Here is a 19,494-nt window from a genome sequence, read left to right as displayed (position 1 = left end):
ATTAAAAAAATGAAAAATCATATTGTTTCAGCATTCAGATTAACTCTTATTATGTTGGTTGTTGTAGGTATTTATTTGGGGATTGTCTATGGAGGATCAAAAGTATTGCCTACCCAGGGAAATGCAGAGATCATTAATTATAAAGGACAGAAGTTCTATGCCAATATCGGTCAGGAATTTAAATCTGAGAAGTATTTTCATGGCCGGCCTTCTTCTATAAATTATAATGCAGCAGGAAGTGGAGGAAGTAACAAAGGGCCAAGCAATAAAGAATATTTGGAGACTGTGCAGAAAAGAATGGATACTTTGAAATTACAGAATCCGGAAATGCAAAATGTAAAAATTCCTGTAGAGCTGGTAACTGCAAGCGGAAGCGGATTAGATCCTGATATTTCAGAAGAGGGCGCATTGTATCAGGCAATGAGAATTGCTAAGATGAGAAACCTTCCAGTGGATCAAATCAATAATTTAATTAAAAATCAAACTGAAAAGCCATTTTTAGGACTATTCGGGCCATCGAAAGTGAATGTTTTAAAACTTAACATCGCTTTGGATCAATTAAAGTAACTAACTATTAACCCTGTCAGGGTTTTAAACCTTGACAGGGTTACCATCCCCTAAATTAACGTGAAAAAATATCTATTTATAGGTGCCATGTTGGGAACATTTTTCTCAAAAGCACAATCATCAGACTCATTAAAAACAGGAAATAAACTTACATTTTCTGCGTATGCAGAACTCTTTTATACCTATGATTTTAATGAGCCGGGAAACCATTTTCGTCAAAATTTTTTATACTCTTATAACAGACACAATGAATTGAACCTTAATCTGGGATTGGTAAAAGCCAATTATCAAAGTGAAAACCTTCGAGCCAACCTTGCTTTAATGGGCGGAACCTACGCACAGGATAATATGGCAGCAGAACAGGGTGCTTTACGATACATCAATGAAGCCAACATAGGAATCAAAATTTCAAAAAATAAAAACCTATGGATTGATGCCGGAATCATGCCTTCTCATATTGGTTGGGAAAGTGCAATAGGGAAAGATAATCTCAATCTGACAAGAAGTTTTGCTGCAGAAAATTCGCCTTATTTTGAAACAGGAGCCAAGATCTCGTATACCTCAGACAATGGGAAATGGTTTCTAAGTGGATTGGTTTTGAATGGTTGGCAGCGTATTACTAAAGCAGAAGGTAATCAGAGTATTTCCTTTGGGCATCAGGTAACGTACAAGCCAAATGATAAGATTACGCTGAACAGCAGCTCATTTATTGGAAATGATAAAGCTAAGAATGAAAAAAGAATGCGTTATTTCCATGATTTGTATGGAAGTTTTCAGCTGACAGATCAATTTTCTGCATTGTTGGGATTTGATATAGGAGCAGAACAGAAATCAAAAGGAAGTGAGCAGTACAATATCTGGTATAGTCCTAATATACAGGCAAAATATCAGATTGATCCTAAATGGGCGCTGGCAGGCAGATTAGAATATTATAATGATAAAAATGGAGTGATTATCAGTACCGGAACTCCAAATGGTTTTCAAACCTTTGGATATTCATTGAATGTAGATTATGCTGTTTTCAAAAATGTTGTTTTCCGTACTGAAGCAAGAGGATTTACCTCTAAAGATGCCATTTTTGTGAAAAATGATGGTGTGAAACAAGGGAATTTTTTTGTGACAACAAGTTTAGCAGTTTGGTTTTAATCAAAATGAGGCTAGAAACTAGAACGCGGAAAATACAGAAGTCATAAAAGATTTTAAAACACTTTAGATCACTTAAGTAATTTGACAAAGTTGCTTTTATAAGTATACAGAAGATGAAATTCTTCGATTTTAAATAACTTAAGTGACCTTATAAAGAAGTTAGTAGTAACTTAGAATGACTAAGTGTTTAAAAATAATAATAACATAATACTGAAAAGTAATCAGCAATGTCATCAGCGAAACATTTTTTAGAACTGATCCAGAAATCCCGAAAAGGGAAATTCAAAATTTATATCGGGATGAGTGCAGGTGTCGGAAAAACTTTCCGAATGCTTCAGGAAGCACATGCTCTTTTTCGAAATGGAATTGATGTAAAGATCGGCTATATAGAAACCCATGATCGGGAAGAAACGGTAGCTCTTGCAGAAGGAATTCCGGAAATAGAAAGAAAATCGGTCTTTTATAAAGGTAAAAATCTGGAGGAAATGGATCTTCAGGCCATTATCAATGAACATCCGGAAGTGGTACTTGTGGATGAATTGGCTCATACCAATGTGGAAGGTTCTAAAAATAAAAAGAGATGGCAGGATGTGTTGGAGATTCTGGATAGCGGAATCAATGTCATCAGTGCGATGAATATCCAACATATTGAAAGCCTGAACGAAGAAGTTAAGAAAATAACCGGTATTGAAGTCGCCGAAAGAGTTCCGGATAAAATTTTGGCACTGGCAGATGAAGTAGTTAATATAGATCTTACTGCTGATGAGTTGCTTACCCGACTAAAAGAAGGGAAGATCTATAAAAAAGAAAAAATTCAGACAGCACTTAGTCATTTCTTTCAAAGCGGACATATTCTCCAGCTTCGTGAACTTGCTTTAAAAGAAGTAGCGACGCATGTGGAAAGGAAAGTGGAAACTGAAATCAAAACCGAGAATTTTAAACCTATAAAATTTCTAGCCTGTATCAGCAGTAATGAGAAAATTGCAAAAACCATCATCAGGAAAACAGCCCGACTGGCAAGCTATTACAACAGTCCATGGACGGTTCTCTACATTCAAAAACCTTCAGAGACTCCTGAAAAAATAGCGTTAGACAAGCAGCGGTATTTGATTAATAATTTTAATTTAGCGCAGGAATTAGGGGCAAAGGTTGTCAGGATAAAAGAAAGCAGCGTGCATAATGGTATTCTTGAATTTGTGATTGCCCATAATATCACTACGGTTTGTATCGGAAAACCTCATGCCAAATTTTGGCAGCGCGTGCTTGGATATAGCTGGATTTATACGCTGATGAACAGACTGAATGAAAGACAAATAGATATTATTATTTTATCTTAAAAGTAATGAAATCATAAGGCGATTGCATATGTCTTTTAAAAAACAATAAGTATCTTCATATGAAACTTAAAACGAAACTCACCTTAGGCGTTGGCCTTTTATTTTTACTGATTGTTCTGCTTTCAGTAATAGGTTCTATATATATTAATAAACTGAAATCGGATACTGAAAAGATTCTTACAGCCAATTATAACAGCCTTGAATTCTCTAAAAATATGCTCCTGGCATTGGATCATATAGATACAGACAGTGCCGTTGCAGTGGCTGATTTTCAGAAAAATAACAGACTTCAGGAGAAAAACCTTACAGAGTTTGGAGAAAAGGAAGCTACCCAGAATCTGAATCTGCATTTCAATAGCTATTTAAAAGAACCTACCTTTAATAAAGAGAAACTGATCCGGGAAGATCTTGCCAAGATTATGTCTTTGAATATGAAAGGTATTGAACGTAAGAGTGATATTGCGATCATTACAGCGGGAAATGCAACCTTCTGGATTGTAAGTCTCGGAACAGTGTGCTTTCTGATTGCTTTTATTTTACTTTTTAACCTTCCTCAAACCATTGCAGAACCTATTAACCAGCTTACGTTCAGTATCCGGCAGATTGCAGATAAAAACTATAATGAAAGAGTTCATTTTAAAGGAAGTGAAGAATTCAATAGCCTTGCAGACTCTTTTAATGTGATGGCAGAAAAGCTTCAGGAATATGAAAGCAGTAACCTGTCTAAGCAGCTGATGGAGAAAAAACGGATCGAAACATTGGTGAACAATATGCATGATGCAGTCATTGGTCTGGATGAAAACCATTTATCTACATGATCAATGATGAAGCGTTGAAGATTACCAACCTGCATAAAGAAGAAATTATAGGCAAAACGGCTCACGAAGTGGCTGTCAATAATGATTTGATGCGGGAGCTGCTGAAAAATATTGATCATCCGGTAAAAGATCCCATCAAAATTGTTAGAGATAATAAAGAAAATTATTTTGAACAGGATATTGTTCCGATCAATATTGTAAAAACAGGGGAGAAGGAGAAGAAATATATTGGTAAGGTGATTTTATTAAGAAATATTACGCCTTTCAAAGAATTGGATTTTGCTAAAACCAATTTTATTGCAACCATTTCCCATGAACTGAAAACACCGATTTCTGCTATTAAAATGGGAGTACAGCTGCTTGGAAATCAAAAATTCGGTGAACTGAATGAGCAACAGCAGGAATTATTGAAAAGCATCAATGAAGATGGACAGCGTTTGTTGGATATTACAGGTGAGCTTCTTAACCTTTCGCAAGTAGAATCCGGGAATATACGGCTAACCATTGAAAAATGTTTACCTAAGGAAATTGTACAGACTGCTATGAAAAATGTTGAAAAACTGGCTGAGCAGAAAAATATCTCTATCCATGCAGAATATCTGCTGGCGGATACAGATTTTGTGGCTGCTGATTTTGACAAAACAGTATGGGTGATGAATAATTTCCTAACCAATGCTGTAAAACATTCTTTTCAGGACGAAGAAATTCAGATTATGGTGGAAAAAGTAGAGTCATTCATTCAGTTCAATATTATAGACACAGGAAGTGGAATTGATGAAAAGTACCACAGACAGATCTTTGATCGTTATTTTCAGGTTCCGGGTGAACACCAGAATGGAACAGGTCTTGGGCTGGCGATCTCAAAGAATTTTATAGAAAAACAAAATGGTGAAATTGGGGTTAAAAGTTCTTTGAATAATGGAAGTACTTTCTTCTTCAGATTGCCTGTTTTATAAGGATTATTGTTATATATTTGACCACTAAAATATTCGATTTATTCTCTATTAAAATTTTCAATGCCCACAGATTTTTTTTTCTATTTTATTATAGCCGTTCCCGTATTTTTTATTGGCTCAGGAATTTTCTTTTTTATACAGAAAAGTAAGATTATTGAAAAGTATAAACAGCCGGATGCAGTAATTATAAAAAATATTAATGGAACTATAACTACCGTAACGAAAGGAGGGTTGCAATATAAAAAAAGCTTCCAATGGGCTAGTCTTGATATTCTTTTGAATCAGAACTCCATGTTTTTGTTCCCTCGGAGCTATTATATTTTCCCCCAAGCTTGCATTAATCTAAGATTTAAAATGGATACAAGGAATACAAAAAATCCAACAGTCCTCAGAGAGTTTCAAATGAATGCAAATTCTCTTGAGCTTATATGCTATCCTAATCATTTACTGAACGCAAAACGTACAATTTCTTTGAATGATCTGAGCCAGGAACAAATTTTACTTTTTGAAAAAGCTTTGAACAAACAAGCATAGATCCAGTAGCATAAGCAATACTGACGGATTTTCATATCAGATTGGTTACCCCTAAAGATGTGAATAATCGGTATGCTATTCTGGTTTTTAAGTGATATGATTGGCATTATGATTTATCAAAATTAAATAATCAAATTTCTTTACATTTATACATTCAAAAACTATCATGAAAAGGACTTTCAGTCTTATAGCATTTTTAATCGTTTTTCTTGTCTTTGCACAGGTTTCAGATCGAACTGCTTCTCTTATTAAGCCCCTTAAAAAATTAAAATCTTTTTCCATACTTGATGAAGAAAAGATAAGAGATATTGAAGAACAACTCTATAAAGAAGCTGATATCAAGGAACTTTATTTTTTAGCTGAAAAAGGATCTAATGCATATATAAAAGCTATTGCTATTAATGTTCTTTCTGAAAAAGATAATAGTAAACTTTTAGACATTTTTAATAAACATATATATTCGGAAGAGAAGATTGTTAGAACGACATCTTGTCTTTCCAGTGATTATCTTTTAAGTACTCATATTTTTGAAGCTATATTAAACAGAAGTAAGCTTTCCGAAGATGATAAAGAAAACCTTAAGCGAAGAATGCTTTTTGATGTTCTGGATCACAAGCCTGTAAATAGAGAATTACTGGAAGCTATAAGTGTAGACGCTCCGAAAAGTGAAGAAATGTATTCTAAACTTAGAAAACATGTTGTTGAGATGAGATCAGATGTACTGTTGGCTATTATTGCAGGATATAAAAAACCACAAGATATTGAACTTATAAAAAGCTTTGGAAAAGATGCTTATTTCGCTATAGAAGCTTTTCCAGATCCACAATTTCTGCCATTTATGAAAGAACATGTAAAAGACTCTAAGGATTTTCCTTTTATGTTTGCTTTATCTAATTTCTGTAGTGAGGAGGCAAAGGAAATTGTAATAAAAGCTATTGAACATCATAAAAAAGAGAATTTGAAAAACGATTGTGGAAATGCATGCCTTTCTACTATATATCAACAGGTATATAAGGAAAAATGTACATTGTATTATCCATTGCTGGCAAACCTGTGGCTTACAGACAAGATAATTTCTTTTGATATCCTTGAATATTATGAAAAGACGCATACAAAAAAGGATGTTGAAAAATTTCTGTCAGAAGGATTTTTAAAACCTGGTGAAGCAGAAATTATAGCTTTTAATGAATATGATTTGGATGATAATCTGGATAATCTAACCGATGAGCTTACATTTGACCCTACTTTGAGATTAATTAAACTCCTTGAGAAAACGAAAAAAATTTCCGATACTCTATACGATAGAGCAGTTAGAAATTCACTTGAGAACATTGATTGTCTGTATCTGGATTCTTTTATTTCGGAATTAAAAGATAATTCAGTTATACTCAATAATAAGGATGTTTTGATTGAAAGAGTGAAAGTCAATAAAAAAATAAATGATTTACGCTTTATGATAAAAGGGATTGAAATACTTAATAATACAGATATTTATAATAAATGTATAAACATAATTATCCAAAGAAAAAATGATTTTTTAGGTAAAGAGGCAAAAGAGTATGAAGAATTCCTGGAAGACCATAAACTTAAATAGAAATATAATCTGCCATTTATTCGGCTTGTTCTCTAATTAAGTGAGTTCTTTTATCATTCGTGTTTTAAAATACATTGTTAAAATATAAAAGGCTGTGAAAACTATTCGCAGCCTTTATTATACAGTAGTTTTGATAAGTTTACTCTTTTACAAATTTCTGTACAGAAACTTTATCTTTTAAGAATAGCTTAATCAGATAATTGCCTTTAGGCAGCTCCGAAACATTAATTGAATTTTCTTTTGTTCCTATAGAGGAAATAACTCTTCCGGCAGTATCATAAATTTCGATTTTGTTGATTGCCTCTTTAGTTTTTATATGGAGAATATCTTTTACCGGATTTGGATAGATGATGAACTGATCAATTTTTCCATTCGTTTCAGAGGTTGCGAGAATTTCTTTATTCAGAACACTTGTAGTGAAAGTATTGGTAATGATCGGGTGATTATAATCAAAGTAAATATTTGCGGTATTACTGAAGCTGTCCCCAATATTCAATGTAGATTTAGTTTTAATCTTAAATGAAACATATCCGTCATTATTAGCATCATCAATAGGGAGCTGGATATTTTCGAAAATAAACTCAATAACATTAGGTTGGCTGATTTGGGTTACAAAATTATGACTTCCACTTAATGCAACCACAGATGAAATATCAAATTTTGCGGCATCGATTTCATCTTTTACCACAATATTACGAGCATTAGCTGTTCCTGTATTTTCAAATCTTATCAGGTAATGAACGTAATCTCCCACTTGTATTTTTTCAATAGAAGTTCCTTCAAGGCAAGTCTTATCATTAGGATCAAAAGAATTGATAACGTTTTGGTTCAGTGTGAAAATATTGTCATTGGGGGTTTCATCGGTGCCTGCATTAATTTGAGCGTTATACTGTAAAATAGTACCATTGTTTAATGGAGGAGTTTGTGTAGGGGTATTCAACTTTAAAGTGACTGTAATCTCTTTCGTTTCAAAAGGAAGAAGATTGGTGAAGTTCCAATTTAGAACTCCCGGTAACTGTGTACTTGGAGCAAGGGTTGAAGACTGAAAGTTGGATAAGCTATTATTATAGTTCAATGTTAGCGTTCCTGATTGTACCGAATTACCTTTATTTTTATATACCATCTTATATTGAGAAAGATAACCTGGAATGGCAGACGTTGTCGGGATAATCACGACTTCAAGATCGTTGTGAATTCCGTTTGGAGCAAGACAGAAGTTTTGTAATAAAGGGCTTGCCTGAGTAGGAAAATTGGCTGTAATACTTGCAGGAGAGATCGTAAAATAAGAAGGGTTTTCAACAACAGGCGTGATGGTATGTGTACCTGCTGGCAAAGGCAAAGAATAATTTCCTGTGTTATTGGCAATATAGCTGCCTGAATTGCTTCCATTGGTAATATTGAATTTTTGGAATGCCTTAATAGGGTCAGTTATATCGCAACCGTTGTTATCAACATCAAGTTTTGTATTTCCTTGAACAAGGTAAGTTGTTCCTCCCGGAGCGAAAGAACAATAGCTGTTAACAACTACATTATTTTGTCCATAGCTAAGCAGCATATTGGTGATTGATTTTACTTTATTGGGGTCACAACATACATAAGCTAAATTCGGGGTCAATGATTTCGGGCTGGCATTGAATTCCGTATTAGGTTTTCCATTTTTCACATTTACAGTAGTCATTGCATTACCAGCTACATTTAAAGAACTCAGTTTTGCATTTTGACTTACATCGATGCTTGTAAGAAAATCTTCACCTAGGGAGAGAAAGATAAGATCTGTAACGGGTGACACATCTAAGGAGGAGATTTTATTATCGCCCAATGATATACTGAATATTTTGGGTGATCCTGAAAAATTTAAAGAAGATACATTGGTAGCGGATAGAGTGAATCCTAGTAAAGTAGGCTTATTCTGAACGCTGATTGAAGCAAGCAATGGACTGTTTTGAATTCGTACATACTCTAAATTGTTATTATTCTGAATCGTAAGTGTACTAATTGCTGGATTTTTATCAAGAGTCAGATTTGTGATCTGGGGAGTATTGGTAAAGTCAAGAGAAGTAAGTTGGGTTCTATTGATAATTACTTGTTGAAGTTGGTTTAATGTACCTAATATAAGTGAAGTTAGATTAGGTTTGTCAATGTGAATCTTTTTTAGATTGAGATTATTAGATAGGTTTAAGCTAGTGAAGTTCACATTAGTGCTTTCCCCAATAAAAAGATCTTCCAGCCCTGAAAGATTAGAAAGATCTACATTGTCCAAATTGGTATTTTTCATCATGATAAGCTTTTTCAAAGAAGGGTTTTGTAAAAAACTAAGATTCGAAATAGAACCACTATTGCCACTAAAAGAGAAGCTTTCGAGTTGGTTACACCCTTGTGTATTGATCGCATTTAAGGTGTTGGTGAAAAGAACTAACTCTTTAGATTGGTCATATTACTCACATTCACTGTCGTAAGTAATGGATTTCCCATTACACTAAGAGAGGTAAGGTTAGTAAAGCTCTGTATTCCCATAATATCAGTAATAGAAGTACCACTAAATGACAGCTTTGAGATGTTTTGAGCTTCACTTATCTGAATTTCTCCGTCGTTATTGGTATCTATGGCAGTCGCTGATCCATTGAGATTATAAGCAATATAATTCCCCGAAGTTGCTGAGACGAGTTTTGCTTTGAATGCAGGATCTGGAAAATTAATGATCTGCGCAGCTGCAGATACTTGTGCTAGTAAGAGCACAAAAAAATAAATATTTTTCATGGTTTAGTGATGTTGGTTAATGTAAATATATGAATAATTTACTCATTTTTAATGTTTTAAATTAAAATTATTCTATTTTGTTTGATTTTAATTTAATATTTGAATCTTATTGTTGAAAATTAAGTGTATTTATTTTAAAGTATTTAAGTCCGGTATTTGTACTTACAGAAAGTATGGGTATGGTAGCAATAATTAAAAAAAGCCGTGAAGAATTCACAGCTTTTGATCTTTAATAAATAACGATTTTTAAAGGGTTACTCTTTAATAAACTTCTGAACAGAAACGTTATCTTTTAAGAATATCTTAATCAGATAATTTCCTTTAGGCAACTCCGAAATATTCACAGTGTTTTCTTTTATACCCATAGAAGTAACAACTCTTCCGGCTGAATCGTAGATTACAGCTTTAATTACTTCAGTTGGTGAATTGATGTGTAGTATATCTTTTGCAGGATTAGGATAAACACTCATTAAACTCTTCTCATTTTTGATCTCATCAGTAGCCAATGTACCCATTACAGATGTTGTATAAGTATTGGTGACAATAGGAAAATTGTAATCAAAATAGATCTTGGCTGTATTACTGAAACTATTACCCACTGCTAAAGTAGATTTTGTTTTAATCTTAAATGAAATATATCCTTCATTATGAGCATCATCAAAAGGTAATTGAATATTTTCGAAAATAAATTCTACCACATTAGGATCAGTTATTCTTGTGACATAGCTGTGACTTCCATCCAAAGTAACTAAAGAAGAAATATCAAATTTCGAAGTGTCGATCTCATCTTTTACTACAATATTTCTGGCATTAGCTGTTCCTGTATTCTCAAATCGAATGAGATAATGTACAAAGTCTCCCACTTTGGTTTTTGCAATAGAAGTTCCTTCAAGACAGGTTTTATCATTAGGATCAAAAGAATTGACCACAAGTTGATTTAAAGTAAAACTATTGTTTGTTGGTGTTTCATCTGTTGCTCCATTGATTTTTGCTGTATAATGCAGAATGTCGCCACCATTTAAAGCAGGGATTTGTGTTGGAGTATTTAGCTTAACTGTAATGACGATTTCTTTGGTTTCAAAAGGAAGAAGATTGGTGAAATTCCAGTTCAATGTTCCTAAAGATTGAGAAGATGGTGACAATGTTGCACTTATATAATCCATTACACTATCATTGTAAGCAAATATCAGATTGCCTGATTGTGTGGTATTTCCTTTGTTTTTATAAATGATTTTATAGGTTGATTCGAATCCCGGAGCAGCGTCTGTTACAGGTATAATGACTGTTTCCAAGTCATTATGAACACCATTAGGAGTTATACAGATGTTTTGAGTAAACGGGCTTACCTGTTGAGGGAAGCTTGCTGTAAAACTTGCAGGGGAAATATTGAAATAGGCAGGATTTTCAAGAACCGGAGTCACCGTATGAGTGCCTGCCTGAACCGGAATAGAAAAATTGCCGGAAGTATTGGCAATCGCAGTCCCTGTAATACCATTTCCTGTGATGATAAACTTTTGCGAAGCCTTGTTGGTATCATTGGCATCGCAGCCATTGTTATTGCCATCTACCTTTATGTTTCCCTGGATGTTGTAAAATGTTCCTCCAGGAGTAAATGAACAGTATGAATTGATTTCTGTATTATTATTGTAAATATTATTAGAGATATTGAAAAAATTGATTTCATCTTCATCACAACAAATGTAAGCAAGCTTTGGATTAGGAAATAAGTAAGTAAGATATGACGCCTGAGATGTCCCGTTCTTTAAAGAGATTTTTTGGAGGTTGGGGTTGTGGTTACAAGCTACATCTTGCATTGCCTTATTTTTGGAGAAATCAAGCTCTGAAAGTAGATTATCAGAACATTGCAATGAAATAAGATTGGTAAGCATGCTGACATCCAGACTTAATAGTTTATTGGTGCTGCATGTTAAATTTTTGATCTTGGTTGCTGTAGACAAATTAAGAGCCGAAAGCTTATTGACATTAATATGCAGTGTTAAAAGATTAGGTGCGTTATTGATGGTAAGATTCGTAAGTTGGTTATTATTACATTCTAAAAAATTAAGATAATAAACGTCATTTAAATTACAGAAGTAAGATTGTTATTAGAAAGACTCACCACACTGAGCGAAGGAACATTGTTGAGGCTGATGGTTGTAAGGAAACAGTCTTCTATTTTGACATAAGAAAGAGCAGTACAACCGTCAAGAATCGCTGTCTGAAATTTATTATTGGTACAGTCCAGTGTTTTAAGGCCTGTAAGATTACTCAGATCCAGATTACTCAAACCTACAAATTTCATGTTTAAAGTCTTAAGTTTTAAAGATCCGCTCACATTAAATTGTGAAAGATTTGGAGCATTGCCTATCTCAAGTTCCTCCAAAAAAGGCATATTTGCGGCATTAATTGTTTCAAGATTAGAATAGCTTATCGATACTTTTTTTACTGCTGGAATTCCTTGTAGATTTAAATGATGCAACTCATCACCGCCGGTATATAAATTGACTAAAGAGTTATTGGTAAGAGCCTGTGTTGAAAGATTGTTGTTTGTGATGTCTATTGATTGGAGAAGAGGGCAATTAGTAATATTTATAGAAGTCAGATAGTTATAAGAGATATTCAGAGATTTAAGTTCAGGAAAACTGAGAGATGCTGAGATTAAATTATTACTCATTAAATTTAATTCTTTCACATTTGAAAATGCTTCAAGACCACTTATATTAACGATTGTAGAATTCTCAACGTACAGTTTCTCAACGGCGAGAGCTTCAGACAGCTGAATTTCACCATCATTATTGGCATCTATCTTAATACTGCTTCCTGTGGAATTTATTGCAATATTATTTGTAGCCGTTGAAGATAAAAGTTTGTTTTTTAATTTAACATCAGGAATCGTAACGATTTGTGCCTGTAGGGCGGAGAACATAGTCATCAGAAAGACTAAGTAAATTTTTTTCATGGTTTAGTTTAATTTTTAACAAAAATAAACTTTTAATGAATTGATTTTATTTTTTTTAAAATTTTATTATGGTTTAGTTGCTAATCGATTGTATTTTTTGTGAAAATAAATAAGCCACGAAAGATTTCGTGGCTTATTTAATAATTATTTGAATTTTATTATTGTTTCTCAATCAAATCCAGGAATTGTTGCTCATCCAGAATTTCAATCGTTCCTATATCCTGAGCTTTTTTCAGTTTGCTTCCTGCTTTTTCTCCAACCACAAGATAGTTGAGGTTTTTAGAAACGGCAGAAATATTCTTTCCGCCATGTTTTTCTACCATTTCCTCAGCAGCTTCTCTGGTAAATAGTGATAATTTCCCGGTGAAAAGGAATGTTTTTGCTTCAAGAACGTTAGACAAAATCTCATTGGTACTTTCTCCTTTTTCAAGTTGTACTCCATAAGATTTTAAACGCTCAATCATCAGTATATTTTCAGAATTCTGGAAGAAATCTACAATACTTACAGCGATCTTAGCACCAATATCTTCTACCTGACAAAGCTCTTCAACAGTAGCAGCTTTTAATTCCTCTATAGTAGGGAAGTTTTTAACCAGTTTTTTAGCAACCGTTTCACCTACATGCTTGATCCCGATTCCGTACAATACTTTTTCAAATGGAATTTCCTTAGACTTTTCAATCCCTGAGATGATATTCTGAGCAGACTTTTCTGCCATCCTTTCCAGTGGGAGAAGTTGTTCTTTCGTTAAAACATAGAAATCAGCAGGATTTTCAATCAGTTTTTCTCTGTAAAGCTGTTCAATCGTCTCGCTTCCCAGATTATCTATGTTCAAAGCCTTTCTTGAAACATAGTGAATCATTCTTCCCACAACCTGTGGCGGGCAGTGAAGTTCGTTCGGGCAGAAATGAATCGCCTGGTCTTCAATTTTTACCAGTTCCGTTCCACATTCCGGGCAGTGTTTGATATATTCTATCTCTCTGCTTTCATCCGTTCTCTTATCCGTATTTACGCCAACGATCTTTGGAATAATTTCGCCTCCTTTTTCTACATAGACGAAGTCATTTTCATGAAGGTCAAGCTTTTTGATGATGTCTTCATTATGCAGAGATGCTCTTTTTACAATCGTTCCAGCCAACAAAACAGGCTTTAAATTAGCCACGGGAGTAATCGCTCCGGTTCTTCCTACCTGATAAGAAACACTTTGAAGCTCAGTTTCTACCTTTTCGGCTTTAAACTTATAAGCCATAGCCCAACGCGGGGATTTGGCTGTGTATCCAAGCTGTCTTTGTTGCTGTAAAGAATTTACTTTTAGTACAATTCCATCAATTTCGAATGGTAGGTTATGACGTTCTGTATCCCAGAATGTGATAAATTCTTTTACCTCATCCAATGTTTTACAAAGCTTTGCCTGTTGAGATGTTTTGAATCCCCAGCCTTGTGCCTTTTGTAGCAATTCCCAGTGTGTTTCAGCAGGAATATCTTCAGAAATAAATTGATACAATACAGAAGAAAGAGAACGTTTTCTTACCTCAGCACTGTCCTGCATTTTCAAACTTCCACTTGCCGTATTTCTAGGATTCATGAATGGATCTAATCCTTCCTCTTCACGAAGTTTATTAAGCTTGTCAAAATTCTTTCTCGTTAAATAAATTTCACCACGCATAAAGAATTGCGAAGGAAAATCACCTTTCAATGTCAACGGAATATCAGAAATCGTACGCACATTTGGAGTGATCTCATCACCCTGGAAACCATCGCCACGAGTTACAGCCTGTGTAAGCTTTCCGTTTTCATACAGAATAGAAATAGAAGCACCATCATACTTTAGTTCGGCTACAAATTCTACAGGTTCATCAATGGTTTTGATAATTCTCTTTTCCCAATCTTCAAGATCATCAAAGTCATAGGAATTATCCAGAGAATACATTCTGAATTTATGCTGAATAGTAGGGAATACCTTTGTAATACCACCACCTACACGCATGGTTGGTGAGTTTTCATCATAAAACTCAGGATGTTTGGCTTCCAGATCCTGAAGTTCCTCCAATAACATATCAAATTCGTAATCTGTAACAGTAGGAGTATCCAAAAGGTAGTAGCTTTCGTTATGCTGGTGCAGCTCTTTACGGAGCTGTTCTATTTTTTGTTGAATGTTTTCAGACATCGGGTTTATCTCTTTTGAGCAAAAATAGCTAAAGTAATTTCATTTAAAAAATAATAGAATTAAATAGTATAGGAAAATTAAGAATCTGTAATATGCTTCAATCAACTGGTTTTGTAATAAATAAAACAGTTGTTTAAAATAATTTAACATATCGTTTTAATTTAATTAAAAAAATGTTAAAACTCCCTTAAACAGATGCCTCTTAAAGTAAAAATACCTTTGCACATCTAATTTGAAGAAATGAAAAAAGTAAAGATTGTACTGGGGCTGTTGTTTTTAGGATTTGGAACAATAGCGTATGCACAGACTACGCAAGCTTCTATTGTAGGAAAAGTAACCGGACCGGGGAGTTCTGCTCAGGAAAAAGTGAAAGTGACCATTGTGAATGAATCTACAGGATTCAGAACGGAAACAGAAACGAACTCAAAAGGAGAATATATCTTTAAAGAGATTCCTTTGGGAGGACCTTATACGGTGATCGTAAATGATGATAAAAGAGAAGGCTACAATGTAAATTTCGGAGATCAGGTAACGGTGAACATGGATTTGGGTAATGAAAAACATATTGAAGAAGTAAAGATTACCGGAAACCTGAAAAACAAAATCGGAAACCTGGGAGCCGCAACAGCTATTTCTGCGAAGAACATCGGTATCTTACCAGTAAACGGAAGAAACTTTACTAATCTTACAGAGCTATCCCCCTTAAGTGGCAAAGGTGGAAACCTTTCCGGACAACTGGGGTCTTCTACCAACTTTACCATTGACGGGATGACAGCTAAAAACCCAACATCTGCAGGATCTACAACCAGCCGAAGTGGTGCGCCTTTTTCTATCTCAATTGAAGCTGTACGTGAATTTAAAATTACCACCAACCAATATGATGTGACACTGGGGAGAAGTGGTGGTGGTACAGTAAGTGCTGTTACCAAATCAGGAACCAATAAATTTTCCGGAAGTGCCTGGGAATACTTAAGAGCTAATTGGCTTTCTAGTCCTTATGACATCAGAGGAAATAAAAGACAGAATGATTTTTCTACTTCCCAGTTCGGATTCTCTTTAGGGGGACCAATCATCAAAAATAAACTTCACTTCTTTGCAGCATGGGATCACCAGCTGGATTCAAGACCTTTGATTATTGCAGATATCAGGTCTAAAGATGATGAAAAAAGATTCAATACCACCACTGAAACGCTTAATAAATTTTTAGACATTGCAAGATCTAAATATGGAGTAGGAAACACTCCACAGTTCGGAAGCTTTGATAAAGTAAGAAACTCTGATGCTGCATTTCTACGTTTAGACTGGCAGATTAATGAGAAACATTTGTTGACTTTAAGAAACAATTTTACTTACGATCTGAATAAAAATGGACTTGGTGATAACACCAGTATCAATTTTTTTGAATCATACGGAAATGATAAAAACCTTGACAACAGCTTGTTATTGACTTTAAGATCAAACTTAAAGCCTAATTTAACGAATGAATTGAAAGCACAGTATTTATATACTTTCCAGAATAGTTATCAAAATGATGAATTAGGAAGACCTGTACCAAGAGCTATTGTTGAAGGAGTAGCATCAAGTGCCGGGTCTACGAATATCCAAATCGGTGGACATCGTTTTGCTCAGGAAAGCTTTAGAAATAATGTATTCCAGATTGTAGATAATTTATACTACAACACAGATAAAGTAAAATATACCTTCGGTGCAGATTTGATGTATACCACTTCGAAATCTGTTTACGGAAGTGAGGTCAACGGAAGATTCCACTTTAAAGATGATCCGGATAAAAAAATAAGCAGTCTTGATAATTTTGATAATCTTAAGCCTTACAGGTTTTATAGAGAAGTACCTTTAATGGATGATCCGTCTGTAAGATCTAATATCTGGAATATTGGTGTCTATGGACAATTCCAGACTAAAATTGCAAAAGGCTTAGATTTGATGGCTGGTCTGAGATTAGATTATGGAGGATATCCAAAAGCAGAACTCAATCAGAAATTGCTTGATGAAATGGGGATCAGAACGGATAATAAGATCAAATCTTTCGTCATTCAGCCAAGATTCCAGTTTGAATGGAATATCAACGAACAAAATAAAGACTTCCTGAAGTTTGGAGCAGGGGTATTCTCTTCAGATATCAACAATTATATGATTATCAATAATCTGGTATTTGACGGAAAGCACTTGGCAACAGTAGATGTAGATCCTGCAGTTGCTGGGCTGACACCGGATTTCAATAGCTATAGGAATAATTACGGATCAGTTCCTACACTTACTAAGGATCAGGTTCCAACCATCAACTATACCGGTAAAGATGCTAAAATCCCAATCGTTTACAAAGCGAATATCTCTTATACCCACTTCTTTAATGATAGATTCAGAGCAGGATTGGCAGCCTATATGGCCTTGGGTAGAAATAACTATTATTACTATGACAGAAATATGGTTGCGAACCCATTCTTTACATTGGATAATGAAGGGGGAAGAGGAGTGTATGTTCCTACCTCTGCAATAGACGGCGCAAAAATTGACTGGAAAAAAGGAAGAATCAATAATAATTTCGGAAGAGTATTGGAGCTGGTAAGTGATGGTAAAGTCAATCAGTTTTCATTTGTAGTAGATACCAGTTACCGTTATTGGAAAGATGGAGAAATTACTGCAAGTTATACCTGGTCTGATATTAAAGACAATACTTCATACAACGGAAATGTAGCGAATTCAGCCACATTATCTACAATGGTTCAAGGAGATCCGAGAGATTTGAGAATGACATATTCTGATAACCAGTTCCGTAATAAGGTGGTTATCTATGGTAACTCACCTACTATTGCTGGATTTACACTCGGAATCAGATATTCTGGAATCGGTGGAACGCGTTTCTCTATGACGGCAGGAGGAAACATTAACGGAGATTTTGTGGATAGCAATGACCTTGCGTATATCTTCCCGAATATAGCCCAATCTATCCTGGATGATCCTAATGTAGGAAAAGCATTGAAAGATTATGTGAGTGAATACAATGGTAAAATTGCAGAACGTAACGGTGGTAAGAATGGATTTTATGGAGTTTGGGATTTGCGTATCGCGAAGAAAATAAAATTTGATAAAGTAGGTGCATTTGAACTTTCAGTTGATATCTTCAACGTAGCCAACCTGCTTAATAAGGAATGGGGCGTGAATGAGTCCTATGGAAATACCTCTATGTATAGAATCAAAAGTTTTGATCCGGTTACCAAAAGATTTGAATATACAAAAAATGTGAGTGGTAACGGATTAGCACCTCTGTCCGGAAATCCATATCAGATTCAGATTGGAGCAAAGTATAGTTTTTAATCAATAGTTAGTATCCACAAAAGACAGGTTTCTTAAAGAATGGTATTCTAAAATACTTTATTAAGGCCTTTCTTTTGTGGTTTATATTTCTCAATAAGTCCTAATAATAATTACCTTTATCAAAAGTTTCAGGACTTTGTTTTAATTATCTAAATTATATTATGAAAAATTTTATCTTAGGGTTAGCAGTTTTAAGTACAGTTTTGATGAAAGCACAAACTCAGATTATCGCACATAGAGGATATTTTCAGGCTCAACCGCCTACAACTGAAAATTCGATTAAATCATTGGAGAATGCTCAGAATTTGAAGGTTTATGGATCTGAATTCGATGTGAGAATGACAAAAGATGGTGTATTGGTGATTAACCATGACGAGCACCACGGTAAAATGGAAATCTCTGAAACATCATTTAAAGAATTGGAAGCTTTAAAATTATCAAATGGAGAGAAATTTCCTACACTGAAAGATTATTTAAAGCAAGGGAAAAAAGATAAATCTCTAAAGCTGATTGTAGAAATAAAACCAGCTAAAACTCCTGAAATCGAAAATGAAATCACCCAGAAGACCATCAAGATGATTAAGGATATGAAACTGGAATCCCAAAGTGAATTCATTTCTTTCAGCCTGAATATCTGTAAAGAGATCAAAAAACTGGCACCAGCATTTAAAGTACAATATCTGAACGGAGAATTATCACCTGAGCAGATCAAAAAAGAAGGATTAGATGGGATGGATTATCACTACAGTATTTTCCAGAAAAATCCAACATGGATTGCTGAAGCAAAAGCTTTAGGACTTATTACCAATTCATGGACGGTGAATGATGTGGCAATATATGATGAATTAAAAAAGCAGGGAATTGGCTTTGTCACAACAAACATTCCTGAGCAGCTGAAAAATAAATAATAGAAGCTAAAACAGCAACCAATAATTTTCAAAGTCTATCCTTGTAAGGGTAGGCTTTTGTTTTATAGTAATTCTGGAGCCTTATCAGATCATAAAATTTCAACAGTATTTATCGTAACTTTATTCTCATCGGTTAAAACATAAAAGTTATGGATACAGAGTTCAAAATAGGAGATAAAGTGAGCTGGAACTCAGAAGCGGGGAAAGTATCCGGAACCATCATCAGAATTCATACAAAAGACTTTAATTATAAAGGATATACTCATCATGCTACAGAAAGCAGTCCACAATATGAAATTAAAAGTGATAAATCGGAGCATATTGCCGCTCATAAAGGATCTGCACTTACAAAAATAAGTTAGAGGATTTCTTGATTATTATCTCAGGGCAAGACAATAAAGATACATAAATAAACAA

13 protein-coding genes and 1 pseudogene are annotated in these 19,494 nt (G+C 34.4%); 9 read left to right on the top strand and 5 right to left on the bottom strand.

Going from position 1 to position 19,494, the window contains the following annotated elements:
• The first annotated feature begins 9 nt into the window (after positions 1–9).
• From kdpC to QWZ06_RS20540, 6 genes and pseudogenes are all read left to right on the top strand, one after another.
• Entirely contained in the window at positions 10–567 is a 558-nt protein-coding gene (gene kdpC / locus QWZ06_RS20565; protein ID WP_290300890.1) for a K(+)-transporting ATPase subunit C, read from the top strand.
• 87 nt (positions 568–654) lie between these two features.
• The gene (locus tag QWZ06_RS20560) at positions 655–1,713 is read left to right on the top strand and encodes a porin (protein ID WP_378171051.1); all 1,059 of its coding nucleotides are present in this window, start codon (positions 655–657) and stop codon (positions 1,711–1,713) included.
• Between the two features lie 227 nt (positions 1,714–1,940).
• Positions 1,941–3,050, top strand: a complete 1,110-nt coding sequence (locus QWZ06_RS20555; protein ID WP_290300888.1) for a sensor protein KdpD — start codon at positions 1,941–1,943, stop codon at positions 3,048–3,050.
• Between the two features lie 59 nt (positions 3,051–3,109).
• Positions 3,110–4,824 (top strand): annotated as a pseudogene (locus QWZ06_RS20550) (ATP-binding protein).
• A gap of 60 nt (positions 4,825–4,884) precedes the next feature.
• Positions 4,885–5,358 carry a hypothetical protein gene (locus QWZ06_RS20545; RefSeq protein WP_290300887.1) on the top strand — a complete coding sequence of 158 codons (474 nt, stop codon included), beginning with the start codon at positions 4,885–4,887 and terminating at the stop codon, positions 5,356–5,358.
• Between the two features lie 166 nt (positions 5,359–5,524).
• Entirely contained in the window at positions 5,525–6,952 is a 1,428-nt protein-coding gene (locus tag QWZ06_RS20540; protein WP_290300886.1) for a hypothetical protein, read from the top strand.
• A gap of 139 nt (positions 6,953–7,091) precedes the next feature.
• Here QWZ06_RS20540 and QWZ06_RS20535 read toward each other — a convergent pair whose 3' ends face one another.
• The 5 genes from QWZ06_RS20535 to ligA all read right to left on the bottom strand — a co-directional run bounded on the left by QWZ06_RS20535 (position 7,092) and on the right by ligA (position 14,833).
• The gene (locus QWZ06_RS20535; protein WP_290300885.1) at positions 7,092–9,245 is read right to left on the bottom strand and encodes a DUF7619 domain-containing protein; all 2,154 of its coding nucleotides are present in this window, start codon (positions 9,243–9,245) and stop codon (positions 7,092–7,094) included.
• A gap of 119 nt (positions 9,246–9,364) precedes the next feature.
• Positions 9,365–9,709: a leucine-rich repeat domain-containing protein gene (locus QWZ06_RS20530; RefSeq protein WP_290300884.1), complete on the bottom strand. Its 345-nt coding sequence runs from the start codon at positions 9,707–9,709 to the stop codon at positions 9,365–9,367.
• A 254-nt stretch (positions 9,710–9,963) separates the two neighbouring features.
• A complete protein-coding gene (locus tag QWZ06_RS20525; RefSeq protein ID WP_290300883.1) occupies positions 9,964–11,667 on the bottom strand; it encodes a T9SS type A sorting domain-containing protein in 1,704 nt (567 codons plus the stop codon).
• A 122-nt stretch (positions 11,668–11,789) separates the two neighbouring features.
• Positions 11,790–12,668, bottom strand: a complete 879-nt coding sequence (locus QWZ06_RS20520; protein ID WP_290300882.1) for a leucine-rich repeat domain-containing protein — start codon at positions 12,666–12,668, stop codon at positions 11,790–11,792.
• Positions 12,669–12,826: 158 nt separating this feature from the next.
• Positions 12,827–14,833, bottom strand: coding sequence for an NAD-dependent DNA ligase LigA (gene ligA / locus QWZ06_RS20515; RefSeq protein ID WP_290300881.1), 2,007 nt, complete (start codon positions 14,831–14,833; stop codon positions 12,827–12,829).
• A 240-nt stretch (positions 14,834–15,073) separates the two neighbouring features.
• On the opposite strand from ligA, the gene QWZ06_RS20510 reads away from it, so the two are divergent.
• From QWZ06_RS20510 to QWZ06_RS20500, 3 genes are all read left to right on the top strand, one after another.
• Positions 15,074–18,169 (top strand): TonB-dependent receptor, encoded by a 3,096-nt coding sequence (locus QWZ06_RS20510; protein ID WP_290300880.1) that lies wholly within the window; start codon positions 15,074–15,076, stop codon positions 18,167–18,169.
• Positions 18,170–18,330: 161 nt separating this feature from the next.
• Positions 18,331–19,077 (top strand): glycerophosphodiester phosphodiesterase family protein, encoded by a 747-nt coding sequence (locus QWZ06_RS20505; protein ID WP_290300879.1) that lies wholly within the window; start codon positions 18,331–18,333, stop codon positions 19,075–19,077.
• 149 nt (positions 19,078–19,226) lie between these two features.
• Positions 19,227–19,439, top strand: a complete 213-nt coding sequence (locus QWZ06_RS20500) for a hypervirulence associated TUDOR domain-containing protein (RefSeq protein ID WP_290300878.1) — start codon at positions 19,227–19,229, stop codon at positions 19,437–19,439.
• Positions 19,440–19,494: the final 55 nt, after the last annotated feature.

It is taken from the genome of Chryseobacterium tructae (genome assembly GCF_030409875.1).
Taxonomy (GTDB): Bacteria; Bacteroidota; Bacteroidia; order Flavobacteriales; family Weeksellaceae; genus Chryseobacterium; species Chryseobacterium tructae.
The sequence above is the reverse complement of the archived record's forward strand: the minus strand, read 5'-3'. Positions and strand labels throughout refer to the sequence as shown.

What these genes read in the sequence shown, in the direction of transcription:
- QWZ06_RS20540 (WP_290300886.1), top strand. Translation starts at nt 5,525, where the DNA reads ATGAAAAGGACTTTCAGTCTTATAGCATTTTTAATCGTTTTTCTTGTC.
- kdpC (WP_290300890.1), top strand. Translation starts at nt 10, where the DNA reads ATGAAAAATCATATTGTTTCAGCATTCAGATTAACTCTTATTATGTTG.
- QWZ06_RS20510 (WP_290300880.1), top strand. Translation starts at nt 15,074, where the DNA reads ATGAAAAAAGTAAAGATTGTACTGGGGCTGTTGTTTTTAGGATTTGGA.
- QWZ06_RS20520 (WP_290300882.1), bottom strand. Translation starts at nt 12,668, where the DNA reads ATGAAAAAAATTTACTTAGTCTTTCTGATGACTATGTTCTCCGCCCTA.
- QWZ06_RS20530 (WP_290300884.1), bottom strand. Translation starts at nt 9,709, where the DNA reads ATGAAAAATATTTATTTTTTTGTGCTCTTACTAGCACAAGTATCTGCA.
- ligA (WP_290300881.1), bottom strand. Translation starts at nt 14,833, where the DNA reads ATGTCTGAAAACATTCAACAAAAAATAGAACAGCTCCGTAAAGAGCTG.
- QWZ06_RS20505 (WP_290300879.1), top strand. Translation starts at nt 18,331, where the DNA reads ATGAAAAATTTTATCTTAGGGTTAGCAGTTTTAAGTACAGTTTTGATG.
- QWZ06_RS20555 (WP_290300888.1), top strand. Translation starts at nt 1,941, where the DNA reads ATGTCATCAGCGAAACATTTTTTAGAACTGATCCAGAAATCCCGAAAA.
- QWZ06_RS20560 (WP_378171051.1), top strand. Translation starts at nt 655, where the DNA reads ATGTTGGGAACATTTTTCTCAAAAGCACAATCATCAGACTCATTAAAA.
- QWZ06_RS20500 (WP_290300878.1), top strand. Translation starts at nt 19,227, where the DNA reads ATGGATACAGAGTTCAAAATAGGAGATAAAGTGAGCTGGAACTCAGAA.
- QWZ06_RS20545 (WP_290300887.1), top strand. Translation starts at nt 4,885, where the DNA reads ATGCCCACAGATTTTTTTTTCTATTTTATTATAGCCGTTCCCGTATTT.